The following is a 26910-nucleotide window of genomic DNA, read 5'->3' as shown; positions in this document are numbered from 1 at the left end:
TCAGGCCCGCGTGAGCGCCTCGACGGCGATCATCCGCGCCTCGCCATCCAGCCCCACCGCGCGCAGCGCAGCGACGATCCGATAGAGCGCGGCCGGCGGTATTGCCCGCCAGGAGTCCGCCTGCATGCCAATCCCGGACAGCAGCAGCACCGTGGCGGGCTGCCGGTCGCGCACGGCGCGATCCAGCGCGCGCGTCCAGCTGTTCTGCACGCCGATCGGCACGTCCAGCGACTCGGCGCCGCTTTCGACCTCTTGCGGGGAAAGACGGCCGAGACCGGCCAAACCAGCGAAGAACAACTGCCGCTTCAGCGTCGCATTGCCGCTGCCCGCATATTTGCCCACCGCGCCATAACCGAGCCGAGTCCTGGCGTCCGGATCGGACAATTCCAGCATGGCCCAGGCATCGCTGCCCTCGTCGACCTGGCCGCGCCAGCGTTGCGCGGTACGGTCGAGCCCCGCCGACAACATGGAAGCGACGATGCGATTGGCCTCCTCCCGACCGTCGACCGGGCGGATCCGCGCGGCGGCGCGCGCCGTCAGGATGTAGCGCGCATAGCGGGCCTGCGGCGTTTCCACGCCATCCCACAATTGGCGCAGCGCACCCAGACGCGTGGCGATGTCGGCACCGACATAGGCCGAGCGCAGGTCCGACGCGATCGCGCCGAGCGCCGCCGGCGTATCCTCGCCAGCATCAAGGGCTGCGTACAGATCCACCAGCGCCGCACTGGACAGCACGCCCATTGCAGCGGCGGTTTCCGCGGCGGCGGCGCGATCGGCGATGGGGATGGCCGGCGCCAGCGCGCGCCAGCCGGTCACCTGCGGCCCGACGGTCTCATATAGTTCGGTTGGCACGGCGACTCCGGTCGCCGTCGCCAGCCCGAAGCGCCAGCTGGTCAATTGAACCACCGGATCCCATTCGATCGTCACCGCCTGGCGGCTGCCCAGCCCTGCGCCGACGACCTTGCGGGCAAGCGCCAGGTCAATGCCGCTGGCCACCCGCTGGCGACGCGCGGCATCGATCAGCGCGCGCCCGGCGCCTTCCTCATTGCCGAGCGACGCACACATGGCCCGCGCGAGGATCCAGCCACGCGCCCGATCCTGTGGCGCCTCTGCCAGCGTGCACAGACCGCCCGGGTCGCCATTGGCGAGCATCGCCTGCATCGCGACCTGTTCGTATTTGGGGGTCGCGTTCATCGTGTCGACGCTCTCGATCACGCTGCGCGCCGCGACCGATTCGCCCATCCGGAGCAACAGCCACGCGCGCTCTGCGGCGAAATCGGCGCCGTTGAGGCCGGCGGGCGTATCGATGCGCGACATCAACGCGCGGCGAAGCGCGATCGACAGCCAGCGCGACGGCAGCGGCGCGGACAGGCGGCGCATCAGCCCCTGGAGGTAGCCGCCGTCGGCGTCGCCGAACGCGTTCGGCGCAACGCCTCCCTCCGGCTGACCGATGGGGCCAACGATTGACAGCGAGCGCCGCGCGAACAGCGGCATCTCATATTTCGCCAGTTCCGCGGCACTCGGCGGTGTCGGCGTCGGGATGGGCGACGGGCTTGCCTCCGGCGCCGGCAGGTCTAGCGGCGCTTGTGGCAGCGGCTGAACCGTCTGGTTGCTGGGCGCCTGGGCCGGGGGCGGCGCAACCGGCTCGCCGAAGCCGGGCGGCAAGAGTGATTCGGGTGCCTGCGCGTTCTGTGCGACCGCCGCTGCTGCCAATGATCCTGCTGCGGCGAGCGCCGCCAGCAGCCTAACCCGCGAGGTTGCCAAGCTCGACCGCCTTCTCGACACGCGTGGTGGGCTTTTCGGTCGCGCTGCCCGCGAGGAAGAACAACCCGCCGATCACGACGACCAGGAGTACCACCAGCGAGACGATCAACCGCGACATGTTCCACACCCTGTACGACGCCGGCAAAACCCGCCAGCGTCGAGCCTAACCTTCCGCGAGCCTTGTGCCCGGGGCGCCGACGCGCTGTATAGCCCGCAGACCCATGTTGCAAAGCCCCGCCCCATCCAACCGCGACCGCAAGAGCCGCTGGCAGCGTGAACCGATCGTGCTGGTCGGCCTGATGGGCGTGGGCAAATCCACCGTGGGCAAGCGGCTGGCGCAACGGCTTGGCCTGCCCTTCGTCGACGCTGACAATGCGATCGAGGAAGCCGCGGGCATGTCGATCGCGGAAATATTCGCGCAATTCGGCGAGCCTTATTTTCGCGATGGCGAGCGACGGGTGATCCAGCGGCTGATCGACGGGCGACCCAAGGTGATCGCGACCGGGGGCGGCGCGTTCATCAATGATGCGACACGCCAGCTGATCCTGTCCGATGCGCTGTCCGTGTGGCTGGACGCGGATATCGACGTGCTGGTCGACCGGGTGCGCCGGCGCGATACGCGGCCGCTGCTGCGCGGCAAGGACCCGGCGAAGGTGCTGCGCGAGCTCGCCGAGGTGCGCAATCCGCTCTACGCGCAGGCCGACATCCATGTGACGAGCAACAATGCGCCGCACGAAGCGACCGTGCGCGCGATCCTGAAAGCGATTGGGTACGGGAACGCATGACGATTGTGCAGGTGGCGCTGGGGACGCGCAGCTATGACGTGGTGATCGAGGCGGGACTGCTGACTCGCGCGGGCGAGCGCCTCGCGCCGCTGGTCGGCAAGCGCCGGGTGCCGATCGTCGCGGACGCCAATGTCGGCGCCCATCTCGCCACGCTGCGATCATCGCTGACCGCGGCGGGAATTGAGAGCGAGGCGATCATCATCCCGGCGGGTGAGAAGTCAAAGAGCTGGGCGACGCTGGAATCGCTGACCGATCAGTTGCTGGCGATGGGTGTCGAGCGCGGCGACCATGTGGTGGCGCTGGGCGGCGGGGTGATCGGTGACCTGGTCGGCTTTGCCACCGCGATCCTGAAGCGGGGGTGCGGCTTCGTGCAGATTCCCACTACCTTGCTGTCGCAGGTGGATTCTTCGGTGGGCGGCAAGACCGGTATCAACACGCGCGCGGGCAAAAATCTGATCGGGGCCTTTCACCAGCCCAAGGTGGTGCTGATCGACCCGTCGGTACTCGACACGCTGCCGCTGCGCGAGTTGCGCGCCGGCTATGCCGAGGTCGTCAAATACGGGCTGATCGACGATGCGGACTTTTTCGCCTGGTGTGAGGCAAACGGCGAGAAGCTGCTCGCGGGTGACTCGGCGGCGAGGGAATATGCCATCGCCCATTCGGTCGCGGCCAAGGCGCGGATCGTGGGTGAGGATGAGTTCGAGACGCTGGGGCGCCGGGCGCTGCTGAACCTGGGCCACACGTTCGGCCATGCGCTGGAGGCGGAGGCGGGGTTTTCCGACAAGCTGCTGCATGGCGAAGCGGTGGCGGCGGGGTGTGCGCTGGCGTTTGGTTATTCCGCGGCGCACGGTTTGTGCCCGATCGAGGATGCGGTGCGGGTGGCGGCGCATTGGCAGGCGGCGGGGTTGCCGAGCGGGCTGGCGGCGGCGGGGATCGATGCGCCGGCCGAGCGGCTGGTCGAGCATATGCGCCACGACAAGAAGGCAAGTGGCGGAAATATCCCGTTTCTTCTCGCGCGCGGGATCGGGCAGACCTACCTCGACAAGCAGGTGTCGCTGGACGATGTGCGCGAATTCCTGGCAATCCAGCCGCGCTGATGCCCAACGGCGTTGCCAAGCGCGACTTGCCGACCAAGACCTGTCCGGTGTGCCAGCGGCCGTTCAGCTGGCGAAAGAAATGGGCGCGCGACTGGGACGCGGTGGTCTATTGTTCGGCCGCGTGCCGGCAGAAGACGTGATGCATCCGGCCTGTCTGCGGAGAAATCTGGCCTCGAACACGCGGCCGCTGGCCATCAGCCGCGAACACCCGCCCAGGCGAGCCAGAGCCACCCGGCGATCAGCAACGTACCGCCGATCGGCGTGATCGCGCCGAGCCAACGCGGGGCGCCCATCGCCATCAGATAGAGCGTGCCGGCGAAGATCGCGGCGCCGACGACGAACAGCCATCCGGGCCCGCGCAGGTCGAGGCGGAGGGCGACCAAAGCGGCCACGGCGTGGATCAACTGATACTGGCCGCCGGTGCGCAGCCATTCGGCCGCCTGCCCGCTGGCGCCATGCGCGCCGAATGCACCCGCGCCGACCGCCAGCGCGCCCGACAGACCCGCCAGAACCATCAACCAGTTCATGTGTCGTTCCCCCTGCCCCATGGCTGCTCCGCGGCGACGATCGCGCGGGCGGCATAGATATCGCCAGCCTCCAGCTGGATGCGCAGCCGTTCGCGGTCGCTGGCGCGGTACATCGCCTCCGACCGGTCGATCTCGCCGCGGTCGATGCCAAGATCCGCCATCGCGCCGCGCGCCATCTTCACCGCCGATTCGAGCACTTCGCGGACCACCAGCTTGGCCGGGCTGCCCTTCAGCTTGATCAGCATGCGGCGGTCATAGGCGCGCACATAGATCGCCGCATGGGGAAATGCCTCATGCACCGATTCGACCACTTCAGCGGTGACCTGTTCGTCGTCGATGCAGAACAGGATCAGCTCCGCCTCCGCCGCGCCTGCCTGGCGCAGCAGATCGAGCCGGGTGCCGTCGCCATAATAGACCTTGGCGCCGAATTCCCCGGCGATGTCGATCATCTCGATATCGGTGTCGATGAGCGTGACGGGAATGTCCTGCGTCAGCAGCATCTGCCCGACCGTCTGGCCGAAGCGGCCATAGCCGACAATGATCGCATTGGCGCCCTCCGCCTTTGGTCCCTCGCGTTCCTCGGCGATGATCGGCGCCTCGCGCAGCCGCCTGGTGGCGCTCATCAGGAACGGCGTGGTCGCCATCGACAAGGTGACGATGGCGCCGAACAGCGAGGCGGCCTCCGGCGCGATCAGATACGCCTTGGTCGCCTGCGCAAACAGGACGAAGCCAAATTCGCCGCCCTGGCTGAGCAATACGCCAAGGCCGAGCGCCGAGCGCCAGTTCATCTTGAACAGGAGGCCTAGGCCGAAGATGACCAGCGTCTTGGTGGCGATCAGCGCCAGCGCCATCGACACGACGAACAGCGGGCGTTCGGCAATCGCCGTCAGGTTCAGCATCATGCCGATGGTGAGGAAGAACAGGCCGAGCAGGATCGAGCGGAAGGGATCGACGTCGGCCTCCAGTTCATGCCGGTACGGGCTGTCGGCCAGCATCACCCCGGCAACAAAGGCGCCGAGCGCGGTGGAAAGGCCGAGCGATTCCATCAAGGCGGCGCTGGCGATGACGGTGAACAGCGCGGCGAAGACGAACATCTCGCGTTCGCCCATGTTGCCGATCAGGCGGAACAAGGGCGACAGGATGAAGCGTCCCGCGGCGATCAGCCCGACGACGGCGGCGATCGTGTAGAGGATCAGCAGCCAGCCCGGCGGGCCGCCGGCATCGGCCGGATTGCGGCTCAGCGCGGCGATGATGGTGATCAGCGGGATGATCGAGAGATCCTGGAACAGCAGGATCGAAAAGGCGCGTTCGCCAAAGGGGGTGCGCAGCCGACCGGAGGATTGCAGCAGCGGCAGCACCTGCGCGGTCGAGGACAGCGCCAGCGGCAGGCCGAGCGCAAGCGCGGCGGGAATGGAGAAATGCGCAAACACCGCGATGATGGCGGTGATCGCAATACCGCAGGCGACGACCTGAAGCAGGCCGAGGCCGAAGATATCCTGTTTGAGTTGCCACAGGCGTGACGGTTTGAGTTCCAGCCCGACGACGAACAGCAGCAAGGTGATGCCGAGTTCGGCGACACCCAATTTGGCATCGGCATCACCGACCAGCCCCAGCACATGGGGGCCGACGACGGCCCCGGCGACGAGATAGCCGAGCGTGGCGCCCAGCCCCAGCCGGCGGAAGAGAAGAACGAACCCGAGCCCGGCACCGAGCAGGATCACCCCATCGCGAAGCAGTGATCCAGTGGCACCGTGTTCCATCAGTTCCTCGCGGCTGCGTGCGTCGCCTGCTCCGCCGCCTCCGCCGCGGCCTCGAAGGCGAGACGGATCGAGGCGTGGCGGGCATGATAGTCGAGCGCGGGTGTCAGCACGTCGAGCCCGGGCCAATCCGGGATGTTCCCGGTCCGCGCAAGCCAGCCGGTCAAGGCGTCGCGCGCCGCGGCCAGTTCATCCGGCGAGCGGCCGATGATCTGCGCGGCGAGGAGCGAGGAGGATGCCTGGCCCAGCGCACAGGCGCGCACCAGCATCCCCGCCTCGCTCACCCGACCGTCGGGGCCGAGATTGACGTCCACCGTCACCCGGCTGCCGCAGATCGGCGAGCGTTTCTCGCTGCTGCCCATCGGATCGGGCAGGCGTTCGTCGATCGGATTGTCGGTGGCGAGGCGAAGGATCGCATCATTGTAGAGCGTGTCGCTCATGCCGGCGTCCTGCTGCTGGAGGGGGTGGGCGTGGCACCGCCGAAGGGGCCGTCGGGGCCGAACACCGGCTCACCCCGGCGGCGGCGATCGACGAAATCGGCAATCGCGCTGCTGGTCGCGTTGAGCAACGGATAGGTGCGCGCGTCCTTCATCCACGCCGGGCGGCTGCGCGGGCCGCCGCCGATCGTGTCGAGCACCAGCAATGCCAGCAGGAAGGCAAGGCTGGCGAGGATCAGCCCCTTCAACGCGCCGAAGCCGAAGCCGATCGCGCGATCGACCGGGCCGACCACCGACTTGCGCACCCGGTCGCCCAGTGCGCGCGCGACGATGCGGCCAAGGAAATAGGTGATGCCGCCGACCAGAACGAAGGCCAAGGCCGCGCCGCCCGAGGGGGTGCCGATCGGCCCGGCCAGCGCCTGCGACACGGGCAGGTGAAAGATCTTGATCGCGAAGACCACCGCGACCCAGGCGAACAGCGCCAGCACCTCCGTCACGAACCCGCGCTTCAGCCCCAGGAGGGCGCTGCCGCCAACGGCGGTGAGCACCGCAATATCGAGTCCGTTCAGGTTCATTGTCGCTTATCTAGGGTCCGCCGGTTGCAACGTCACCCAGCCATGCGGCGGGGCGTTGGCGGGCCCTTAGCCGCGGCCGAGAAGATGATCCACCAGCCGCGCCAGCGTGGGAAAGCCGGAGAGGCGCATCGGCGCCTGTTCCCTCGCCAAAGCGGCGGGGACGAGCGCCTGGCCGAAGCCGAGCTTTGCCCCCTCCTTCAGGCGCAGCGCGGCGTGCGCGACGCTGCGCACCTCACCCGACAGCGCGACCTCACCAAAGGCGATCGCGTCGGTCGGCACCGGGCGTTCCGACAGCGCGGAGACAAGCGCCGCGGCGACCGCCATGTCGGCGGCGGGGTCCTGCACGCGGTAGCCGCCGGCGACGTTGAGATAGACCTCCGCCGAGGAGAAGCTGAGCCCGCAGCGCGCCTCCAGCACGGCGAGGATCATCGCCAGCCGGCCGCTGTCCCAGCCGACCACCGCCCGGCGCGGCGTGGCGCCGCTGGCGAGGCGGACGACCAGCGCCTGGATTTCGACCAGCACGGGGCGAGTCCCCTCCAGCGCCGGAAAGACAACAGTGCCGGTCACGCCCTCGTCACGTTGGGTCAGGAACAGCGAGGACGGGTTGGACACCTCGGTCAGCCCTTGCGCCTCCATCGCGAAGACGCCGATTTCGTCGGTGCCGCCGAAGCGGTTCTTGATCGCGCGCAGGATGCGGTATTGATGGCTGCGCTCGCCCTCGAAGCTGAGCACGGTGTCGACCATATGTTCGAGCACGCGGGGACCGGCGATGGTGCCGTCCTTCGTCACATGGCCGACCAGCACCAGCGCGGTGCCGCGTTCCTTGGCGAAGCGGATCAGCTCCTGCGCGGAGGCGCGCACCTGGCTGACGGTGCCGGGCGCGCCCTCGATCAGGTCGGAATGCATCGTCTGGATCGAATCGATCACCAGCAATTCGGGCGGACGGCCGCTGCCGAGCGTGGTCAGGATGTCGCGCACCGACGTGGCGGAAGCGAGCCGTACCGGCGCCTCCCCCAGCCCCAGGCGGCGGGCGCGCAGCCGGACCTGATCGGCCGCCTCCTCACCCGAGACATAAGCGACGTCGGCGCCGGCGAGCGCCATCAACGCCGCCGCCTGCAGCAGCAGGGTCGACTTGCCGATGCCGGGATCGCCGCCGATCAGCGTGGCGCTGCCCTCCACGAAACCGCCGCCGAGCGCGCGATCAAGCTCCGCGATGCCGCTGGCGCGGCGGGCCGGCAACGGGATCTCGGCATCGAGCGCGACCATCGTCACGGTGCGGCCGCCGCCCTGCAGATTGTGCTTGGCATGGAAAGGCGTGACGATCGCGGGCGTTTCCTCGGCCAGGGTGTTCCATTCGGAACAGTCGACGCATTGCCCCTGCCAGCGCGACGAGACCGACCCGCAGGACTGGCAGACGAAGCGCTTCTGGATCTTAGCCATGGGGGTTCCGGGATCGCGGCGGGAGCATCGCCGCCTGTTCTATCGTGAGAACAACTGGAGAACAATCCCGCGCTTCGCTATCCTGCCGTAGCCATGATGCCGGCCGAGTCGCCCTTCCCTTCGATCGCGCCGCGGCACGACCTGCCGCCGCGGCCGCTGCGCTGGCTGTTCCTCGACCTCAATTCCTATTTCGCCAGCGTCGAACAGCAATTGCAGCCGTCGCTGCGCGGGCGGCCGGTGATCGTCGCGCCGGTGGGGAGCGATACGACGGTCGCGATCGCCGCGTCGGTGGAGGCGAAACGCTATGGCATCACCACGGGGACGCCGGTGTGGGAGGCGAAGCAGCGCTGCCCGGACCTTGTCGTCACCCCGGCGCGGCACCGGCGCTACGTCGAGTTTCACGATGCGATCGTGGCGGAGATCTGGCGCCACATTCCGGTGACGCGGGTGTGCTCGATCGACGAGGTGGCATGCCGGTTGCTCGACAATGAGAATGATCGCGACGCGGCGATGGCGCTGGCCAAGCGGATCAAGGGGGGGATCCGCCGGCGGGTTGGCGATTGCTTGACGTCGTCGGTGGGAATCGCGCCCAACCGGCTGCTCGCGAAGCTCGCCTCCGACCTGCAGAAGCCCGACGGGCTGGTGGTGTTCGAGGACAAGGACCTGCCGCACGCGCTGTTCCGGCTGAAGCTGACCGACATCGCCGGGATCGGCGCGAAGATGGAGCGGCGGCTGGCGCGTGACGGGGTGAACGACATTGCGCAACTGTGCGCGCGGCGGCCGCGTGACGCCGGCCACGCCTGGGGCGGCACCGACGGCGACCGGCTGTGGTACCTGCTGCACGGCGTCGACCTGCCCGAGAAGCCGACGCAGAGCCGGACGATCGGGCACAGCCACGTCCTGTCGCCGGGCAAGCGCGGCTATGAGCCGGCGCGGCTGACCGCGCGGCGGCTGGCGCTGAAGGCGGCGAGCCGGCTCAGGCGCAAGGGCTATCGCGCGCGGCTGCTGGTGCTGCATGTCCGGTTCGAGGACGACAAGAGCGCGTGGCGCACGTCGATCCGGCTGCCCGAGACGCAGGACAGCTTCGTCGTGCTCGACCGGCTGGATGCGCTGTTCCCGCGCTTGCGAGAGGCGGGGCGCGGGCGGCCGGGCGGGTTCCGGCTGCGCATGATCGGCGTGACGCTGGCCGAGATTGTGCCGGTGGCGGGCGAGCAGGCGAGCCTGTTCGCGCATCTCGACCCCGCCGACTCGCTGGCGCGCGAGACTCGCGGGCTGGCGCTGAGCCGCGCGATGGACCGGATCAACCAGCGGTTTGGCCGCCATGCGGTATCGCTCGGCCCGCTGGGCGGCGGGCGGGCGGACCGGGTGGGGAGCAAGATCGCCTTTGGCCGAATCCCGGAACTGGACGAATTCCATGAGTGAAGCGGGCGAAAAGGCGATGATCCTTCCGTTCCGGCCGCTTTTATCGAAATAAAGTATCGCGGCTCACCGCCTTTGCCTTGACGCTCTGTGCTGCATGCGCGAAGTCGCGGGCCGCTATGAAGAGCCCCTTCCTTTTCGCCACCGCGGCGCTCCTCGCGCTCGCTGCCTGCAATTCCGAACCCACCGTGCCGGAAGTGCTCGACTCGAACCCCGATCCGATGGCGGGCGAACTCGCCAACGCCGGCGCGATCGAGCTTCCGCCGTCGATCAAGGCGGAAAAGTCGATGCGCTGCGGCGACAACAGCCTTGTGTACGTGACCTTCTTCGAAGGCGACAAGCAGGTCGTCGTGAAGACTGCCAAGGATGGCCCGTCGACCACGCTGACCGCCCCGAACGCGGGTGAGCCGCTGACCGCCGAGGGCGGCTGGAAGCTGACCGGCGACACCAAGAGCGTGACGATCGAGCAGCCGGGCCAGAAGGCCCTCACCTGCCGCGGCTAACCCATCGATGATCCGTCGCCGCCCCTTTGCAGGAGCGGCGACGGCTTTCTATCTTGCGCGTCGACCATGACGCGCCATCGCCCCTTCGAAATCCTCGACCCCGCGACGGTGCTTGGCGCCTATGCGGTCGGCGTGTTCCCGATGGCGGACGCGCGCGACGCCCCCGGCGTCTATTGGGTCGAGCCGCGCCACCGCGCGATCCTGCCGCTGGACCAGTTCCATCTGTCGCGATCGCTGCGCCGCACGCTGCGCTCCGAACGCTTCCGCCTGACCAGCGACACCGCCTTTGCGCAGATCATCGCGCTGTGCGCCGAGTCGGCGAGCGACCGGCCGGAGACGTGGATCAACCCGTCGATCGAGCGGGTCTTTCTGCAATTGCACGAGGCGGGATTCGCGCATTCGATCGAATGCTGGGAAGGTGACGAGCTGGTCGGCGGCCTCTACGGCCTGGCGCTGGGCCGCGCGTTCTTTGGCGAGAGCATGGTGAGCCGCGCGACCGACGCGTCCAAGGCCGCGCTCGCCGCGCTGGTCGCGCGGCTGCGTTATGGCGGGTTCACGCTGCTCGACTGCCAGTTCATGACCGATCACCTCGCAACGCTGGGCGCGATCGAGATCGACCGGGACGATTACATCGCGTTGCTGGGCGAGGCGCTGGCCGACGTGCTGGGTGCGGCGGGTGCGGACGGCGCCGCGGCGGCGGGCGTCGAGGGTGCGGGAGCCGACCCGCTGTCCGTCGCAGCGCCAGCGGATTTCCGCGCGGTCGACGGCGCGGCGATCACATCGGTATCCGGCCCCTTGTCGGGGAAGGACATCGTGCAGCTCTTGGGCCAGACGTCGTAGATCGGGTGCTGGACGACGTTCAGCGCCGGGCGTTCCTTGTACAGCCAGCCCGAAAAGGCGCGGCGCCATTTGTCGTCGCTGCCGCGCACATCGAGCTGCACGAAGGCGCCGGTGAGCTGTTCCTGCTCCCACGGCGCGGTCCGCTCACAGGCGCGCAGGCGGATGATCGTGTCGCCGACGCGCACCGCCTGGCCCGGCTTGATCGGCACGTCGCGGCTGACGCCATTGCGCTTGTTGAGGAGACCGATCACCGCGCTGCGCTGCGCCATCGGGGTGCTGCCGGCATCGACCGGGGCGGCATCCCCCTCCACCGTCACGACGTCGGACGGGACATTCTCGGCCGCCTCGGGAAGCTGCTGGCTCGCGGCCGGCGCGCGGCGCGAGGCGGCGTCGTCGCCGTCGCTGGCGACATACCAGACGCCGACGCCGAGCAGGGCGGCGCCGCCGATCGCGGCCGCCGCGACCGCCGGCTTCACGCGTCGGGGCTCCACGCCTCATAATCGCCGGTGGCGGCCTGGCGGCGACCGCCCTTTTCGAGCGCGCCCGACGGACGATAAGCCTCGGGCGTGCCGGTCATGTTCGGCTTCGCCGGCTTCTGCCAGGGGCGGGGCGGCGGCAGCGCCTGGGTGGGCGCATCGTCCACATGCTTGTGCAGCCAGCTGAACCATTCGGGCGGCACGCGGCTGGCATCGTTGGAGCCGTTGTAGATCACCCAGCGCCGCGGGTTGCCGGCCGTGTCCTTGCCGCCCTGGTAATAGACGTTGCCAAGCGAGTCCTCGCCGACGCGCGTCATGCCGCGCAGGCCGAACCAGGTGCCGATGGTGGCGCCATTCCACCAGGTGAAGGGATTGAGGTTGATGCCCATGTCGTCCCAGCGCTTAGCGGCTGGCGCGCGGGGCATCAATGGCGAGGCGCCGCAAAGGCGATGCGCCCGCCCGCAAAAATCGCGTCATGCCGCCGGAGAGGATCAGCGCGCCGAAAGCCCGGTGCCGCCGAGCGGCCGTGTCTCGGCAATCCGCTCCATCCCCGCGATCAGCGGGCGACCGCGCGTGATGGCGTCGCGGACCGAGGGCATCTGCAGCGAGGCGACATGCGATACCTGATCGGTCCACACCTCGGTAATCCAGATGGTGTCGGCCTCGGCGGGATCATCGGCGACGACATAGCTGAGGCAGCCGGGCATGCCGGCGACGCCATCGAGCAGGATCGCCGTCAACTCCGCGCGCTTGCCGGGTTGCGCGGTCATCTTTCCAATCAGCCCGTACATCCCCGTCCCCTTTGCCATTGCCCCAAAGGGTCCGACCACCGCCGCTGCAGCCGTGCCGGCCAGAAAGGTGCGTCGTTCCCATGTCATCGCAGCGCCATAGCATGTCGCCGCGCCGGCCGCGCGCCCCGTCGGTCAGCCTGCGCGACGAATCCGGCGCGCGACACCGCGCAGCAGCGGGGTGCCGGACAGGCGCTTGGCCACGCGCATCGCCGAATCGAAGCCGCCGACCAGCGCGACCGCGCCGCGATTGGCGAGCGAGGGGCGCAGCAGCAGCAGATCACGGCATGCCACCCCGCCGGTCGCCATGCCGCGCTTGTGCTGCCCCTCCCCCTCCGTGAAATCGAAGCGGGCGAAGCGATCGGCAAAGAGGTCACCCAGCGCCGCTTCCATCAGGACGCTGCCCGGCGACAATGCGGCAAAGGCGGGATCGTGGCCGACATAATCATAGCGCAGCGTCCCACCGTCGGCGCCGCACCACAGATAGGCGGCGGGCGTATCGCTGACATAAAGGAGCCAGGCGCGCACCCGATCCTCGCCCGCCTGCGCCAGCATTGCGCGCACCCAGGCGGGGTCGTCGGGGATACCGGCCCCCATCAGCCGTTCCTGATAGGTCCTTTCCGCCAGCCGCCGCGCCACCGGGTGAAAGGCGGCGAGATCGGCAGCGCTGCGGAAGCGGCGGATATCGAGCGCGCCGCCCGATTCAGCGGCAAGCTTCTTCGCCTTGCGCTTCATGGTGGAACGCGCCTGCCGTGACAGGCCGTCGCGCCAGGCCGCCTCCCCCGCGGCGAGATCGACATAATAACGGGTGTAACGCTGTCGTTCGAAGATGACCCACCGTTCGAACAGCACGCCGGGCCAGTCGGGGGCCAGCGCCTGTGGCAGCGAGGTGACGAGATAGCCGTGCGCCGCGGGATCGAGCGGCGGCAGCGGCGGCAGCGCCCCGCCCAGTTTCCGATCGAGCGCCTGATTGAGCGCCTGATCGAGCGCCTGATCGAGCGATAGCGCGACGCGGGTCAGGCGCCGCGGGATGGTGGCGAAGGTGCGGGCGCCGATCTGCAGGCGCAGGGCGGCCGTCGTCACGCGCGCCGCTCGGCCACCAGATTGGACCAGAGCTGCTCCGCCTGGCGCCGCCCGCGCCGCCAGCGGCTGGCGGGGAGCGGGCGATCGTCGCGGCCGAGCCGGAGCCTCGGGCGATCGGCGAAATGCGTCGTCGGCGCCTTGCCGCGGCGGGCGGCGAGCATCCGGCACAAAGCCTCGAACCGCTGGACATGGACGCGGTTGGCCGCGAGGCCGGCGCGATTGGCGAGTTCGAAACTGTGGCCGACGATCGTCAGCGCGGCATGATCGGCGATGATGGCGTGATCGAGCGCCGCGCTCATCTCAGCGGCGGACAGCGCGCAGATCTGGACATTGCGCCAGACGCCGGGGCGGTCCTCGATCACGGTCACCGGCACCTCGACCACGCCCGCATGTTCGACGGGGGCGATCTGCGACGGCGGGAGGCCGATCGCACTGGGCCAGGGATGGTGCGCGCCATTGTGGCTGCTGTCATAGGCGATGCCGATCGCGGCGAGCGCCGCGAGCGTCGCATCATTGGCCGAATAGCTGCCGCTGCGAAAGGCGACCGGCGCGGGTGCCCCCGCCTCCACCAGCAGGGCGGCGGCCTCTGCCAGCAGGCGCTGCTGCTCCTCGCCGGCGAGGTCGATCAGCTCGAACTTTCCGTGCGCGCCGCGATCCGCAAGGCCGGCACCGACCCAATTGGGATGGAGATGGAGCTGAACCTCCTGCCCCGCGTCGCGCACCGCCGCGACGATGCGCCGGAAGGGATCGAAACCATAGACACGCGCCGGCATCGGATCGACGAAGAAGGTCGCCTTCAGCGCATGCCGCTTGAGCATCGCGAGCTGCCAGGCGAGGCCGACGCCGCCCGGCTCGATCGATCGCGCCTCCACCGCATCGGGTGCGAGCCCCGCGGCATGGTGGCGCCACGCGATCTCGGTATCGATGGTGAGAAAGACCGGGGTCATGCACCGGCTGTACCATCACGCCGTAAAGATTCCGCCAATGTTCACGCCGGAATGGCAAACGGGCGGCCACCGATGATCCGGTGACCGCCCGCGATGCCGGCGCGGCATGGGGTGAGCCGCGCCCCCTGAAATTTAGAATTGTGCCTTACTGGCTGCCAGCAGTGGCCGGGCTGCCAAGGAAGCCGCTCAGCTCATCCTTGGTGAGCGAGGCCGACTTGTCCTTGTCCGCCTGGGCGAAGGCCGCGTCGTTCCACTTCGGATCGGCGGGCTTTGCCGCGGCATTGGGCGCCTTTGCCTTCAGCGCGTCCATCCAGGCGGCGAACTCGGTCTTGTCGAGCGTGCCGTTGCGGTCCTTGTCGTAGCTGGCGAATTCGGCGTTCACGATGCTTGCGACCTGATCGGCGCCAGTCGCCGCGGCGCTCTCCGTCGCGGCGCCACCCGGTTGCGCGGGCGCAGCGGGCTGCGCCGGGGCGGCACCTTGCGGCGTTGTCGAGGGGGCGGGCGAAGCGCTCGGCGCCATTGGCTGAGTCCCGGCCGCGTCCTGCGCAAGCACCGGGGCAGCAACCATCATCGAACTAGCCAGAATGAAGCTCTTCAGCATCATCTCTCTCCTTTATACTATTCCATGTCGTGTCATGTATTTCACTTTTCAACCTTGCGGTTCGGACAACAACTTGGCGCAATAAACCGATAACTTGGATATACGGTTCCTCGCCGGGCATTTGAAGCGATTGCGCTAGCCTGCTACCGGCACCCAGCCCTGTTTTTGCAACGACTCAACCATGAGGCGTTGCCCCAGCACGACCGAGGAAATTCACATGGTTCCGCGCTACTCCCGGCCCGACATGACGGCGATCTGGACGCCTGAAGCCCGTTTTCGCATCTGGTTCGAGATCGAGGCGCATGCGACCGAGGCACTGGCCGAACTGGGCGTGGTGCCGAAGGAAGCCGCCGATGCGCTGTGGGCGTGGTGGCGGACCAATCCGGAGATCGACGTTGCCGCGATCGACGCGATCGAGGCGGTGACCAAGCATGACGTGATCGCGTTCCTGACGTGGGTGGCGGAGCAGGTCGGCGATCAGGCCCGCTTCATGCACCAGGGGATGACGAGCTCCGACGTGCTCGACACCTGCCTTGCCGTGCAGCTGGCGCGGGCGAGCGACATCCTGATCGCCGATCTCGACGCGCTGCTGGCGGTGATCCGCCGCCGCGCCGAGGAGCACAAGTTCACGCCGACGATCGGCCGCAGCCACGGCATCCATGCCGAGCCGGTGACGTTCGGCCTGAAGCTGGCGCAGGCTTATGCCGAATTCGATCGCTGCCGCGTGCGGCTGCTCGCCGCCAAGGCGGAAATCGCGACCTGCGCGATTTCGGGCGCGGTCGGCACCTTTGCCAATATCGACCCCCGCGTCGAGGCGCATGTCGCCGCCAAGCTGGGGCTGACGGTGGAGCCGGTGTCGACCCAGGTCATCCCGCGCGATCGCCACGCGATGTTCTTCGCCACGTTGGGCGTCGTCGCGAGCTCGATCGAGCGGCTGGCGACCGAGGTGCGCCACCTGCAGCGTACCGAGGTGCTGGAGGCGGAGGAATATTTCTCGCCGGGGCAGAAGGGCTCCTCGGCGATGCCGCACAAGCGCAACCCGGTGCTGACCGAAAACCTGACCGGCCTTGCCCGCATGGTGCGCGGCTATGTCACCCCGGCGCTGGAGAATGTCGCGCTGTGGCATGAGCGCGACATCAGCCATTCGTCGGTCGAACGCTATATCGGCCCCGATGCGACGATCACGCTCGACTTCGCGCTCGCTCGCCTGACCGGCGTCATCGACAAGCTGCTGATTTACCCTGAGCGGATGCAGCGCAACATGGACCGGATGGGCGGCCTGATCCATTCGCAGCGCGTGCTGCTGGCGCTGACGCAGGCGGGAGTCAGCCGCGAGGATGCGTACCGGCTGGTCCAGCGCAACGCGATGAAAGTGTGGGAATCGGACGGCGCGCTGTCGCTGAACGAACTGCTGAAGGCCGATCCCGACGTGACCGCGGTGCTGTCACCCGAAGCGATCGATGCCGAGTTCGACCTTGGCTATCACCACAAGCACGTCGACACGATCTTCGCCCGCGTGTTCGGCGACTGACCGACCGGCGCCCCTCCCCCGCATCATGCGCGGGAGGGGCGCCGCCGGATCAGGCCGGGATCTGCTGCGAAATGCAGTGGAAGCTGCCGCCCCCGGTCAGGATCGCATCGGCGCGCAGGCCGACCACCTGGCGATCGGGGAAGATCGCCTGGATCGCGGCCACCGCCGAATCGTCATTGGCGGCGCCATAGAGCGGCACCACGACCGCAGCATTGCCGATGTAGAAGTTCATGTAGCTCGCCGGCACGACCTCATCATCGCGCAGCACGCGGCCGGGCGACGGGATCGGCACGACCTCCACGCCAAACGCGCGGGCGCGATCGGCGGCCTGCTGATAGACCTGCCAATTGGGATCGTTCTCCGCCGCGACGGGAAGCGCCAGGCGGCCCTCGCCGACGAAGCGCGCCAGATTGTCGACATGGCCGTCGGTGTGGTCGTTGAGCAGCCCGTCACCGAGCCACAGCACGCGATCATAGCCCAGGTCGTCGCGCAGCCGCTGTTCGATCTGCGTGCGATCCAGCGCAGGGTTGCGGTTGGGGTTCAGCAAACATTGTTCGGTGCTGACGACGAGACCGGTGCCGTCGCCGTCGATCGCCCCGCCCTCCAGCACCCAATCGTGCCGCGCCGGCGTCTGGCCACGCTCGGCGGCGAGGCGAAGGCCGATGTCGTCGTCGCCGGGCAGGTCGTACTTGCCGCCCCAGCCGTTGAAGAGGAAGCTGTTGGCGGTGCCGTCGGCGCCGATGATCGGGCCGGTGTCGCGCAGCCAGATGTCGCCGAACAGCTCGACGATGACCGTGGCGAAGGGCGCCATGGCGCGCGCTGCGTCGGCCGCCTCGTCATTGGCGGCGACGAGCAGCACCTGTTCGCCCTTGCCATCGGCATGGACGGCGGCGGCGAAGGCGACGACTTCGTCGCGCGCCTGATCGAGATCCTCCTGCCACAATTCGGGATGGCTCGGAAAACCGATCCAGACGGCCTTGTGCGGGGCCCATTCGGGACGGGGTGCGCGGGTCATTTCGTCTCCTGCCGCGATGCATCGCGGATCGCCTTGAACTCTGCGGTGGGATACCAGTTCGGCCACATCGTGCCATCGGCGAGCTGCCGGCCGAGCTGATAGTAAATGGTCATGTCCTGAAGCGCGCCGTCCCAGTTCCAGTTGGGATCATATTCGTCCTTCGGGCCGTGGTAGCGCTTCACATTATAGTCCTTGGCCGCGGCCTTTCCGGCCAGCACGCCGCCGTTCACCAGATCCTCGCCGCTGCCCGCCGACAGCATCGGCACGCCGAGCTTGGCGAAGCTGAAATGGTCCGAGCGGTAATAGCCACCCGCTTGCGGCGCGGATTCGGGCGAGACGCGGCGGCCCTGCGCGGCGAGCAGCGGCTTCACCATATCCTCCAGCTCCGACTTGCCGGCGCCGGTGATCTCGAAATCCTTGGTGGCGCCGAGTACGTTCAGCACGTCCATGTTGACGCCGCCGACCGTCTTGCCAAGCGGATAAACCGGGTTTTCGGCATAATAGCGCGAGCCGAGCAGCCCGCTTTCCTCCGCCGTCACCGCGACGAAGGCAACCGAGCGGCGGGCGGGGCCCGCCTTGGCGAACGCCTCCGCCATGGCAACGAGGCCGGCCGTGCCGGTCGCATTGTCGGCCGCGCCGTTGCAGATGTCATCGCCATCCACCGCGTCGCAGCGGCCAAGGTGATCCCAATGCGCCGAATAGAGCACGACCTCGTCCGGCGCCTGCGTCCCCGGCAGCACCGCGACGACATTCTTCGACGTGCTGCGCTTGATGTCATTCGAGAAGCTGCTCGACAGCTTCAGGCCGAGCGGGACGGCGCGGAAGCCCTTCTGCTTGGCGGCGGCGGACAATTGATCGAAATCCTTGCCGGCGGCGGCGAACAGCTCCTTCGCCTTGGGCAGCTGGATCCAGCCGATCACCTGGCTCTGGTCCATGTGGTTGCCGGGTTCGTCCAGCCCGTATTGCGGGCCGGTCCAGGAGGATTGGACGACCGACCAGCCGTAGGCGGCGGGAGCAGTGTCATGGACGATGATCGCGCCGGCTGCGCCCTGCCGGGCCGCCTCCTCGAACTTGTAGGTCCAGCGGCCGTAATAGGTCATCGCGCGGCCCTCGAACGGGCCGGCGGCGGCGCCCGCCTCCTTCACTTCCCAGTCGGGATCGTTGACGAGGATGACGACCGTCTTCCCCTTCACGTCGAGCCCGGCATAATCGTTCCAGCCCTTTTCCGGCGCATTGATGCCATAGCCGACGAAGACCAGATCGCTGTCCTTCAGGCTGACCTCAGGCACGACGCGGTACGTGCCGACGACCATGTCGGTGCGATAGTTGAAGGTAACCGGCGCCTTGCCGCCGGTGGCGGTGAAGGGGGTGACGTTCTTCGCGGTAAGCTCCACCATCGGAACGTCCTGCGTCCACTGGCCCTTGTTGCCCGGCTTCAGCCCGGCGGCCGAGAATCGCTTGATCAGATAGTCGACGGTCTTTTCCTCACCCGCCGTGGTCGGCGCGCGGCCTTCGAACGCGTCGGAGGACAGGACCTCAGTCACCGTCTTCAGCGTATCGACGGAAATGGCGGGGACGGTCTGCGCCAGCGCGGGCGTGGCGACCGTCAGGGCGAGGAAGGAGACAAGCAACGAACGCATCAAGGCGACCTCATCAGCAACATGCACCCATCCCCCTTACAACTTCATCGCAGCCCCGCAACGCAAGGCCCGCTGCCCCGCCGCGATGGTGGCTTGCCAGCGTAACGATCCCGCGGCAGGATCCTGAGAAGGGGGAATAAAACATGATGAGAGGATGGACGCGCCGCGTTCTCGCGACGGCGCTGCTGACGACGTTTCTGCCGATGACGGCGCAGGCGCAGGATGCCACCGCCACTGCGCGAGCCTTTGGCGCCCGATATTCGATGGCGGATATCAGCCTGTCGCCCGATGGCAGCAAGATCGCCATGGTGGTGCCCGGCAAGAACCGCGAAACGGCGTTGCTGATCGCCGAGCCGCTGAAGGGCGGCGAGCCGGCATCGATCATGCGATCGAGCGGCGAAGGCGATCACCTGAAATGGTGCAACTGGGCGACCGACACGCGCCTGATCTGCAAGATCGAGGTCATGCTGCGCCATGCCGGGGCGGTCGAGGCCTTTTCACGGCTGGTCTCCGTCGATGTCGACGGGAAGAACTTCAAGATCGTGACCGCGCGCGCGAACGATCGATCGCTATTCGGCAGCCGTTACGGCGGCGACGTCATCGACCTGACCGGCGACAGCAAGGGCAATATCCTGCTGCTGCGTACCTATGTGCCGGAAACGTCGATCGGGCGGCTGGTGCAGAAGGATGCCTATGGCCTGGGCGTCGAACGCGTGAACCTGTCCACGCTGGAACGCAGGCCGACCGTGCGACCGCGCCGCGACGCGGTGGAATATATCACCGACGGCATGGGCACGATCCGCATCATGGGCGTAAGGCCGATCGCCGGCACGGGTTATTCCAGCAACGTCATCAACTATTTCTATCGGCGGTCGGACGCGACCGACTGGGAACCGCTCCGCAAGCTGGAGATGGCGGGAGCGACGTGGAAGGGGTTCAATCCCTATGCCGTCGACCCCAAGCTGAACGTCGCCTACGGTTTCGAGGATGCCGGCGGCCGCAAGGGCCTGTGGCGGGTGGCGCTGGACGGGTCGATGAAACGCGAACTGGTGCTGTCGCACCCAGAGGTCGATGTCGACGGCCTGATGCGTGTCGGTCGGCAGCAGCGCGTCGTCGGCGGCAGCTTCGCCACCGACAAGCGCACCGCCGTCTTCTTCGACAAGGAGCTGCACGCGCTCTCCACGGCGCTGAGCAAGGCGCTGCCGAACCAGCCGGTGGTATCGTTCATCGACGCGAGCGCGGACGAGAACACGCTGCTGCTCTATACCCACAGCGATATCGATCCGGGGCGCTATTATGTGTTCCAGAAGGCAACCAAGCGGCTGACCGAAATCGCGCCGGCACGGCCCGAGCTGGCGACGATGAAGCTGGCGCCGATGAAGCCGGTGTCCTTCCCGGCGGCGGACGGCACGATGATCCCCGGCTATCTGACCCTGCCGGTCGGCCATTCGGGCAAGAACCTGCCCGCGATCGTGATGCCGCATGGCGGGCCGAGCGCGCGTGACGAATGGGGCTTCGACTGGCTGGTCCAGTTCTTCGCGGCGCGCGGCTATGCGGTGCTCCAGCCCAATTTCCGCGGCTCGGCCGGCTATGGCAGCGAGTGGTTCCGAAACAATGGCTTCCAGTCGTGGCGAACCGCGGTGGGCGACGTCAACGACGCCGGACGATGGCTGGTGAAGCAGGGCATCGCCGACGCATCACGGCTGGGCATCGTCGGCTGGTCGTACGGCGGCTATGCGGCGCTGCAATCGCAGGTGCTCGATCCGGACCTGTACCGCGCGGTGGTGGCGATCGCGCCGGTCACCGATCTGGTGTCGCTGAAGGATCAGTATCTCGACAATCGCTATTACCCGCAGGTCGCGGCGATGATCGGGTCCGGCCCGCATTTGCGCGAGGGATCGCCGGCGCAGAATGCCGCCGCGATCAAGTCCCCGGTGCTGCTGTTCCACGGCGACCTCGATCTCAACGTCGGGATCGAGGCATCGCGCCTGATGCAGGCCCGGCTGCGCGGCGCGGGCAAGCAGGTCCAGCTGGTCGAATATGACGGCGAGGCCCATTCGATCGAGAGTGGCTCGGCTCGCGCCGACATGCTGGAGAAGGCCGATGCCTTCCTGCGCACGTCCATGAAGATGTGACCCGAACGAAAAAGGGCGGCCCCGACCGGGACCGCCCTTTTTCTGGCCATCGTGGCTCCGGCACGTGCCGGAGCGACAGATCAGCGGCTGTAGAACTCGACCACGAGGTTCGGTTCCATCTTCACCGGGTACGGCACTTCGTCCAGCGTCGGGACGCGGATGAAGGTGACCTTGGTGGTGCCGTCCTGAACGACATAGTCGGGCACGTCGCGCTCGGCGAGGCTCTGCGCCTCGAGCACCAGCGCCATTTCCTGCGCCTTCTTGCCCAGCGTGATCTCGTCGTTCACCGCGCAGCGACGCGACGCGATGTTGCACTTCACGCCGTTCACATAGACGTGGCCGTGGCTGACGAGCTGGCGCGCGGCGAAGATCGTCGGCGCGAACTTCGCACGGTACACGATCATGTCGAGGCGACGCTCGAGCAGGCCGATCAGGTTCTGCGAGGTATCGCCCTTCATCCGGGCAGCCTCGTCGTAGCAGTGGCGGAACTGCTTCTCGGTCACGTCGCCGTAATAGCCCTTCAGCTTCTGCTTGGCGCGCAGCTGGATGCCGAAGTCCGACACCTTGCCCTTGCGGCGCTGGCCGTGCTGGCCCGGACCGTATTCACGCTTGTTGACCGGGCTCTTCGGGCGACCCCAGATGTTCTCGCCCAAACGGCGATCGAGCTTGTGCTTGGCGCTATGGCGCTTCGACATCGTCTTTCCTTCGATTTGCTAACAACGTTGGTCCCGGTATCGCACCATCCGTGCGGAGCACGGGCAGGCCACCTGCTTCACCGGGATGCAGGGGCGATCGCGAAGCGGCGCGCCTAGCCGCAGACCTGTTTCAAGTCAAGCTGGACAGGCCCGCGCCGGGCGGCCAAGGCGCCGCCATGACGATCCTTCCCGGACAAGAATGCACCACCATGGCCGAGGTACGCGCCGGCGTGGACCAGCTGGACCGCGAGCTGGTCGCCCTGCTGCGCCGCCGGTTCGACTATATGGACGCCGCCGCCCGCATCAAGCCGGAGCGTGGCCATGTGCGCGACGAGGGCCGCAAGGCGCAGGTCATCGCCAATGCCAGCGCTTATGCCGCCGAGCTTGGCCTGCCTGAACAAGCAATCGCGCAATTGTGGGACGCGCTGGTCGAAGCATCGATCGCTTATGAACTTGATGCCTATGATCGACGGGTAACAAAGTCTTAGGTCGCATCAGGCACAATCTCGGACGGGAGGAAACACCGTCCGATGAAACGCTTGCCGCTGATCACGCCGCATCCGCCACGACTGAGCAAACTTGCCGAGGGTCTCGCCCGGATCGAGGAATCGGGGATCTACAGCAACAACGGACCGGTGCTGCGCGCATTCGAGGCCAGTGCCACCGAGCAATTGTTCGGCGGCAAGGGCGCCTGCCTTGCGGTTGCCAATGCGACGCTGGGGCTGATGATCGCGCTGCGCGATGCGGTGAGCGACGGGCCGGCTGGACGGTTCGCGCTGATGCCGGCGCTGACCTTTGCCGCCACGGCGCAGGCGGCATGGTGGGCCGGGCTGACCCCGCTCGTCTGCGACATCGATGCGGACAATTGGTCCGCCGCGGCCAATGAGGAAGAGGAGCTGCTGGAGCGGCACGGCGCGCAGATCGCCGCCATCGTTCCTTATGCGACCTTCGGCTATGGCATCGACCTCGACCGGTATCGCTGGCTGTCCAACCGCTATGGCGTTGCGGTGGTGGTGGACGCGGCGGCGTCGCTGGGGACGACCGATGCCGCGGGGCTCGGCTTTGGCGCGGGCGCGCCCTTCCCCGTCGTATTCTCCATGCACGCGACCAAGCCGTTCGCGACCCAGGAAGGTGGCCTGATCCACTGCGCCGACCCGGACCGGATCGAGCGGCTGCGGGCGATGGCCAATTTCGGATTCACCGCGCCGCGCACCGCAACCTTGCCCGGCCTGAACGCCAAGCTGCCCGAAGCGATGGCGCTGGTGGCGCAGGCGCGGCTGGAGGACTTCGACGCGGTTTCACGCCACCGCGAGCAGCTGGCCCGCAGCTATCGCAGCGCGGTGGCCGGTCGCTACGTGACGCAGGCGCGCCGGCCCGGCCAGCAGGCGCTGGGCTTCTTCCCGCTGCTGCTGCCATCCGAGCGCACGCACGAGCGCGACGCGATCATCGCGCGGCTCGGCGAGGAAGGGATCGGCGCGGGGAAGTATTTCAGCCCGCACCTCGGCGAACAGCCGTGGATCCGCAGCATCGGCCATATCGAACAGACGCCGGTCGCCGACATGGTGGGCGGCCGGCTGCTGTCGCTGCCGCTGTCCGACACCATGACGCCCGACGACGTCCACCATGTCGTCGCGACGCTCGACCGGGTGGTGGCGCGGCGCAGCCGCCCGATCGCCGTCTCCGCACCGCCGGTTGCGGAAACGATGATCATCGGCGGCGGCCCGGCGGGCACCGCGATGCTGACCGCGGCGAGCCGCCACGGCCTGCTGCCTGAATTGTCGCGCGGGCTGGTGATCGTCGAGCGTGACGGCGCGATCGGCGGCGGCCAGCTGGGCCGTTATGCCATCACGTCGGATTCCACCGCGCAGACCTTCCTGTCGGCGATCGAGAACAATCCCGACGGCGCGATCGCGTCGCTGGTCGATCATCCCGCGGCGCTAGCAGTGGCGCGGCATCGCGCCTCGCTGGGCGTGCCGCTGGCCGAGGTCGGGCCGCTGCTGCGTGCGGTCGGCGAGCGGCTGCACGCCGGCGTCACTGCGCAGGGCGGAACGGTCCTGACCAATACCGAGGCGCTGGGCGCGCGGCGCAAGGACGGCCTGTGGCACGTCCGCCTGCGTGATGGCGCGACCCACAACGACAGCGAGCGGGTGGCGCGCAACCTGGTGATCGCGACCGGCGGGCATCAGCCGCTCGACCGGCTAGTGACGCAGGAGGTGGCCGGCGTGCCGCTGATGGAGATTGCCGGCAACCGGCTGCTCCAGTCGGATTCGGTGCTGGCGCGCGGCGGGTTCGAGATGGTCGCCGACCTGCTGTCGCAGAAGCGCAGTCCGCGCGTGGCGGTAATCGGCGGATCGACCAGCGCGCTGACCACCGTGGCGCTGCTGCTGCGCGAGCGACCCGCACTGCCCTTTGGCGCGGGCGGGATCACGCTGCTGCACCGCCGGCCGCTTCGCCCCTTCTACCATTCGGTCGATGCCGCCCATGCCGAAGGCTTCACCGATTTCGGCCCGAGCGACATCTGCCCGGTATCGGGCTTCGTCTATCGCCTCGCCGGATTCCGGCTGGAGGCGCGCGAGCTGGTGCTGCGGATGCTGGGGATCGACGGTCGTACGCCCGAGCCGCGCGTGGCGCTGCACCGGGTGACCGGTGACGAGGATGCGGCTGCGCGCGACATCCTGGCCGGGGCGGATCTGGTCATCGCGGCGCTCGGCTATCGCCCGCGCGCCTTGCCGCTGGAGGATGCCGACGGGCGCCCGCTGTCGATCGCCGCGCACAGCGGTGCGCCGATGGTCGACGACGCCTGCCGCGTGCGCGATGCGGCAGGGGCGCCGGTCCCCGGCCTTTACGGCATCGGGCTGGCCGCCGGCTTCGTCCCGCACGGGCGGCTGGGCGGCGAGTCGAGCTTCGTCGGCCAGGCAAACGGCCTGTGGCTGTGGCAGAATGACGTGGGCATGATGATCGTCGACCAGCTTCTCGCCGGGCGGACGCGCGCGGCGGCATGACGCTGATGCCCGCCGTCAGCGTCATCATGGCGGCGTATAATGGCGCCGAGTTCCTGCCCGCCACGCTGGCGACGCTGCAGAAGCAGACCCGTGGCGATTTCGAGATCATCGTCGTCGACGATCGTTCGACCGACCATACGCTGGACGTGCTGCGATCATGGCCCGACCCGCGGCTGCGGGTGATCGCGCTGGAGCAGAATGGCGGGCCGGTGCGTGCGCGCAACCGTGCCGTCGCCGAGGCACGCGGCCGCTATATCGCCGGGCTGGACCAGGACGATCTTTGCCTGCCGGAACGGTTCGCGCGACAGGTCGCCTATCTCGATGCCCATCCGGAAATGGTGATGGTGGCGAGCGCGACGGAGGTGCTGGACGGCGCGCGCCTGCTACCCTCCCCGCACGTCGCCTATACCTCGCCCGCGCTGCTGCGCTGGCTGATCCGGATCGAGAATCCGTTTGTCTGGTCGTCGGTGATGGTGCGTGCGGACGCCGCGCGCCGGCTGACGCCATTCACCCGGCCGGAGATCCTCTATGCCGAGGATTTCGACCTCTATCATCGCCTGTCGGCGCTGGGCCCGATCTCCCGGATCGACACCCCGCTGCTCGCCTATCGCCGTCACGCCGGCGGAGCGTCGCAACGCTATGAGGATATCATGCTGACGAGCGCGCGGCGCGTGCTGGCAGGCGCCTATGCGCCGGTGCTGGGCGAGGATGCGGATGCCGCGGCGGCGCTGGTGGTCGAGCACCTGATGCACCGCCAGCCCGTGCCGGACCGCGCGGCGCTGGCCCGGCTCGGCGATGTGCTGGTGCGATTGCAGGAGGCGTTTTTGCTGGACCAGCCGTGCGAGGCGGCGGATGTCCGGCTGGTCCGCTGGACCACGGCGCGGCGCTGGGCCGACGTGGCGCGCGCCTCGCTGCGGTCGGGGACGCTGACGCTGGCGGAGGCGCTGCGCGTCCGGCCGCCGCACCTGGGCCTAGGCCATGCGGGGCTGGAAGAATTGTTATGGGCCCGGCTGATCGGCCGAGCCCGAAGCGCAACGCGCCGTCAGACCTTCGCGGCGTAGATCATGCGGCCCTGGCCGAGCCGCTCGAACGTTTCCGCCAGCTCACGCTCACCGACCGCGAAACAGCCCTGGCTGCGGCCGAGACGGCCGTGCGTGCGGACCATGTCCGGGTTCGAATACCAGGCGCCATGCACCACGATCGCGCGGGCGAGCGCATTGTCGTTGGTCGGATCGAGCCCGATCAGCCGCTGCGACTTGCCATGCTTCCCGACGTAATAATTGTCGGCGAGGAAGGCGCCTTCGCACGACGCATTCGACCCGTTCTTGTTCGAGAAGCGCTGCAGGAAGCCCGTGTGCCCCGGATCGGAGCCGCTGCCATGCGCGACCAGCTTCGACACGCTCTTGCCGCTGACCAGATCGATGAAGTGGAAGCGCGGCTGCGATGAGGGCGCCGAAAAGTCGGCAATGACGATCCGGTCGCGCAGCTTGATCGTGCTCCCGTGACGCTCCAGCGCGGCGAGCGCCTCGCGCATCAATTCCGGGCGAACGACGCGCGGCGAACTGGGCACGACGCGGGGCGCAGGGCGCACCGGCGCCAGACCGGAGGACGTCAGCGGCACCTGCTTGGGCTCGGCCGCGCGCATCGCGGCAGACACCGCGTCCGGAATAATCATTGCCCCCGCCAGAGCACCCGCCGTCTTCAACAATCCGCGGCGCGTCGGCACCGTGTCACCCATCTTCGCCATCAATCTTACAGTCCCTTCCCGCTAAGCGACTGTATAGCAGGGAAAAGGTGAAAAATCTTCAGCAGCGGGAACCAATCTGCCGGATTCGCGTGCGTCCACCGCGCAA

Annotated in this window: 27 protein-coding genes and 1 pseudogene; 11 read left to right on the top strand and 17 right to left on the bottom strand. The window is 68.2% G+C overall.

Features of this window, described 5'->3' with window-relative positions; genetic code table 11:
• Both XM50_RS10100 and XM50_RS20520 read right to left on the bottom strand, forming a co-directional pair.
• Positions 1–1764 (bottom strand): hypothetical protein, encoded by a 1764-nt coding sequence (locus XM50_RS10100; RefSeq protein ID WP_156167228.1) that lies wholly within the window; start codon positions 1762–1764, stop codon positions 1–3.
• Positions 1745–1882, bottom strand: coding sequence for a hypothetical protein (locus XM50_RS20520; protein WP_164518820.1), 138 nt, complete (start codon positions 1880–1882; stop codon positions 1745–1747). The genes XM50_RS10100 and XM50_RS20520 overlap by 20 nt, the downstream gene beginning before the upstream one ends.
• Before the next feature lie 103 nt (positions 1883–1985).
• Here XM50_RS20520 and XM50_RS10095 point away from each other — a divergent pair, with 103 nt between their 5' ends.
• From XM50_RS10095 to XM50_RS19690, 3 genes are read left to right on the top strand one after another with little or no spacing between them, the layout of a single operon-like run.
• Positions 1986–2549 (top strand): shikimate kinase, encoded by a 564-nt coding sequence (locus tag XM50_RS10095; RefSeq protein WP_046409211.1) that lies wholly within the window; start codon positions 1986–1988, stop codon positions 2547–2549.
• The gene (gene aroB / locus XM50_RS10090) at positions 2546–3646 is read left to right on the top strand and encodes a 3-dehydroquinate synthase (RefSeq protein WP_046409210.1); all 1101 of its coding nucleotides are present in this window, start codon (positions 2546–2548) and stop codon (positions 3644–3646) included. The genes XM50_RS10095 and aroB overlap by 4 nt, the downstream gene beginning before the upstream one ends.
• Positions 3646–3786: a DUF2256 domain-containing protein gene (locus XM50_RS19690; RefSeq protein WP_082102957.1), complete on the top strand. Its 141-nt coding sequence runs from the start codon at positions 3646–3648 to the stop codon at positions 3784–3786. Before aroB ends, XM50_RS19690 begins: the two co-directional genes overlap by 1 nt.
• Positions 3787–3840: 54 nt before the next feature.
• Here the strand turns inward: XM50_RS19690 and XM50_RS10085 are convergent, their stop codons facing one another.
• The 5 genes from XM50_RS10085 to radA form a co-directional block, all read right to left on the bottom strand.
• Positions 3841–4173 (bottom strand): DUF423 domain-containing protein, encoded by a 333-nt coding sequence (locus XM50_RS10085; protein ID WP_046409209.1) that lies wholly within the window; start codon positions 4171–4173, stop codon positions 3841–3843.
• Positions 4170–5933 carry a cation:proton antiporter domain-containing protein gene (locus XM50_RS10080; protein ID WP_046409208.1) on the bottom strand — a complete coding sequence of 588 codons (1764 nt, stop codon included), beginning with the start codon at positions 5931–5933 and terminating at the stop codon, positions 4170–4172. Before XM50_RS10080 ends, XM50_RS10085 begins: the two co-directional genes overlap by 4 nt.
• Positions 5933–6370, bottom strand: a complete 438-nt coding sequence (locus tag XM50_RS10075; protein ID WP_046409207.1) for an iron-sulfur cluster assembly scaffold protein — start codon at positions 6368–6370, stop codon at positions 5933–5935. Before XM50_RS10075 ends, XM50_RS10080 begins: the two co-directional genes overlap by 1 nt.
• Entirely contained in the window at positions 6367–6942 is a 576-nt protein-coding gene (locus XM50_RS10070; protein WP_046409206.1) for a CvpA family protein, read from the bottom strand. Before XM50_RS10070 ends, XM50_RS10075 begins: the two co-directional genes overlap by 4 nt.
• 66 nt (positions 6943–7008) lie before the next feature.
• Entirely contained in the window at positions 7009–8382 is a 1374-nt protein-coding gene (gene radA, locus XM50_RS10065; protein WP_046409205.1) for a DNA repair protein RadA, read from the bottom strand.
• A gap of 93 nt (positions 8383–8475) precedes the next feature.
• Here radA and XM50_RS10060 point away from each other — a divergent pair, with 93 nt between their 5' ends.
• The 3 genes from XM50_RS10060 (at position 8476) to aat (ending at position 11144) form a co-directional block, all read left to right on the top strand.
• Entirely contained in the window at positions 8476–9804 is a 1329-nt protein-coding gene (locus XM50_RS10060; RefSeq protein WP_052742530.1) for a Y-family DNA polymerase, read from the top strand.
• A 116-nt stretch (positions 9805–9920) separates the two neighbouring features.
• Positions 9921–10304, top strand: coding sequence for a hypothetical protein (locus tag XM50_RS10055; RefSeq protein ID WP_046409204.1), 384 nt, complete (start codon positions 9921–9923; stop codon positions 10302–10304).
• 66 nt (positions 10305–10370) lie between these two features.
• Positions 10371–11144 carry a leucyl/phenylalanyl-tRNA--protein transferase gene (gene aat / locus XM50_RS10050; RefSeq protein WP_046409203.1) on the top strand — a complete coding sequence of 258 codons (774 nt, stop codon included), beginning with the start codon at positions 10371–10373 and terminating at the stop codon, positions 11142–11144.
• Between the two features lie 35 nt (positions 11145–11179).
• On the opposite strand, the pseudogene XM50_RS19685 reads toward aat, so the two are convergent.
• The 6 genes and pseudogenes from XM50_RS19685 to XM50_RS10020 form a co-directional block, all read right to left on the bottom strand.
• A pseudogene (locus tag XM50_RS19685) lies at positions 11180–11413 on the bottom strand (DUF2155 domain-containing protein); the annotation flags it as partial.
• Between the two features lie 203 nt (positions 11414–11616).
• Positions 11617–12009 carry an NADH:ubiquinone oxidoreductase subunit NDUFA12 gene (locus XM50_RS10040; protein ID WP_046409201.1) on the bottom strand — a complete coding sequence of 131 codons (393 nt, stop codon included), beginning with the start codon at positions 12007–12009 and terminating at the stop codon, positions 11617–11619.
• Between the two features lie 102 nt (positions 12010–12111).
• Positions 12112–12498 (bottom strand): putative quinol monooxygenase, encoded by a 387-nt coding sequence (locus tag XM50_RS10035; protein ID WP_136450687.1) that lies wholly within the window; start codon positions 12496–12498, stop codon positions 12112–12114.
• A gap of 45 nt (positions 12499–12543) precedes the next feature.
• Positions 12544–13491: a GNAT family N-acetyltransferase gene (locus tag XM50_RS10030; protein ID WP_231621928.1), complete on the bottom strand. Its 948-nt coding sequence runs from the start codon at positions 13489–13491 to the stop codon at positions 12544–12546.
• Positions 13488–14438: a polysaccharide deacetylase gene (locus XM50_RS10025; RefSeq protein WP_046409199.1), complete on the bottom strand. Its 951-nt coding sequence runs from the start codon at positions 14436–14438 to the stop codon at positions 13488–13490. Before XM50_RS10025 ends, XM50_RS10030 begins: the two co-directional genes overlap by 4 nt.
• A 145-nt stretch (positions 14439–14583) precedes the next feature.
• The gene (locus tag XM50_RS10020; protein ID WP_046409314.1) at positions 14584–15039 is read right to left on the bottom strand and encodes a hypothetical protein; all 456 of its coding nucleotides are present in this window, start codon (positions 15037–15039) and stop codon (positions 14584–14586) included.
• Between the two features lie 217 nt (positions 15040–15256).
• On the opposite strand from XM50_RS10020, the gene purB reads away from it, so the two are divergent.
• Positions 15257–16570 (top strand): adenylosuccinate lyase, encoded by a 1314-nt coding sequence (gene purB / locus XM50_RS10015; protein WP_046409198.1) that lies wholly within the window; start codon positions 15257–15259, stop codon positions 16568–16570.
• 49 nt (positions 16571–16619) lie between these two features.
• Here the strand turns inward: purB and XM50_RS10010 are convergent, their stop codons facing one another.
• Both XM50_RS10010 and XM50_RS10005 read right to left on the bottom strand, forming a co-directional pair.
• Positions 16620–17585, bottom strand: a complete 966-nt coding sequence (locus tag XM50_RS10010; RefSeq protein WP_046409197.1) for an agmatine deiminase family protein — start codon at positions 17583–17585, stop codon at positions 16620–16622.
• Positions 17582–19225: a M28 family metallopeptidase gene (locus tag XM50_RS10005; RefSeq protein ID WP_046409313.1), complete on the bottom strand. Its 1644-nt coding sequence runs from the start codon at positions 19223–19225 to the stop codon at positions 17582–17584. Before XM50_RS10005 ends, XM50_RS10010 begins: the two co-directional genes overlap by 4 nt.
• A gap of 143 nt (positions 19226–19368) precedes the next feature.
• Between XM50_RS10005 and XM50_RS10000 the strand changes: the two genes are divergently transcribed.
• Complete coding sequence (locus tag XM50_RS10000; RefSeq protein ID WP_231621927.1) at positions 19369–21360, top strand: alpha/beta hydrolase family protein; 1992 nt, start codon at positions 19369–19371, stop codon at positions 21358–21360.
• Between the two features lie 80 nt (positions 21361–21440).
• Here the strand turns inward: XM50_RS10000 and rpsD are convergent, their stop codons facing one another.
• Positions 21441–22055, bottom strand: a complete 615-nt coding sequence (gene rpsD / locus XM50_RS09995) for a 30S ribosomal protein S4 (protein WP_046409196.1) — start codon at positions 22053–22055, stop codon at positions 21441–21443.
• A 176-nt stretch (positions 22056–22231) separates the two neighbouring features.
• Between rpsD and XM50_RS09990 the strand changes: the two genes are divergently transcribed.
• The 3 genes from XM50_RS09990 to XM50_RS09980 are packed head-to-tail and all read left to right on the top strand — an operon-like array spanning position 22232 to position 26118.
• Complete coding sequence (locus XM50_RS09990) at positions 22232–22543, top strand: chorismate mutase (RefSeq protein ID WP_046409195.1); 312 nt, start codon at positions 22232–22234, stop codon at positions 22541–22543.
• A 42-nt stretch (positions 22544–22585) separates the two neighbouring features.
• Positions 22586–25057 carry a DegT/DnrJ/EryC1/StrS family aminotransferase gene (locus XM50_RS09985; RefSeq protein WP_046409194.1) on the top strand — a complete coding sequence of 824 codons (2472 nt, stop codon included), beginning with the start codon at positions 22586–22588 and terminating at the stop codon, positions 25055–25057.
• Positions 25054–26118: a glycosyltransferase family 2 protein gene (locus XM50_RS09980; protein WP_231621926.1), complete on the top strand. Its 1065-nt coding sequence runs from the start codon at positions 25054–25056 to the stop codon at positions 26116–26118. Before XM50_RS09985 ends, XM50_RS09980 begins: the two co-directional genes overlap by 4 nt.
• Here the strand turns inward: XM50_RS09980 and XM50_RS09975 are convergent.
• Positions 26100–26804 (bottom strand): murein L,D-transpeptidase catalytic domain family protein, encoded by a 705-nt coding sequence (locus XM50_RS09975; RefSeq protein ID WP_082102955.1) that lies wholly within the window; start codon positions 26802–26804, stop codon positions 26100–26102. The two genes, XM50_RS09980 and XM50_RS09975, sit on opposite strands and share 19 nt — an antisense overlap.
• Positions 26805–26910: the final 106 nt, after the last annotated feature.

It is taken from the genome of Sphingomonas sp. Ag1 (assembly GCF_000980895.1).
GTDB classification, from domain to species: domain Bacteria; phylum Pseudomonadota; class Alphaproteobacteria; order Sphingomonadales; family Sphingomonadaceae; genus Sphingomonas; species Sphingomonas panaciterrae.
This window is presented reverse-complemented; position numbering and strand designations above follow the sequence as displayed.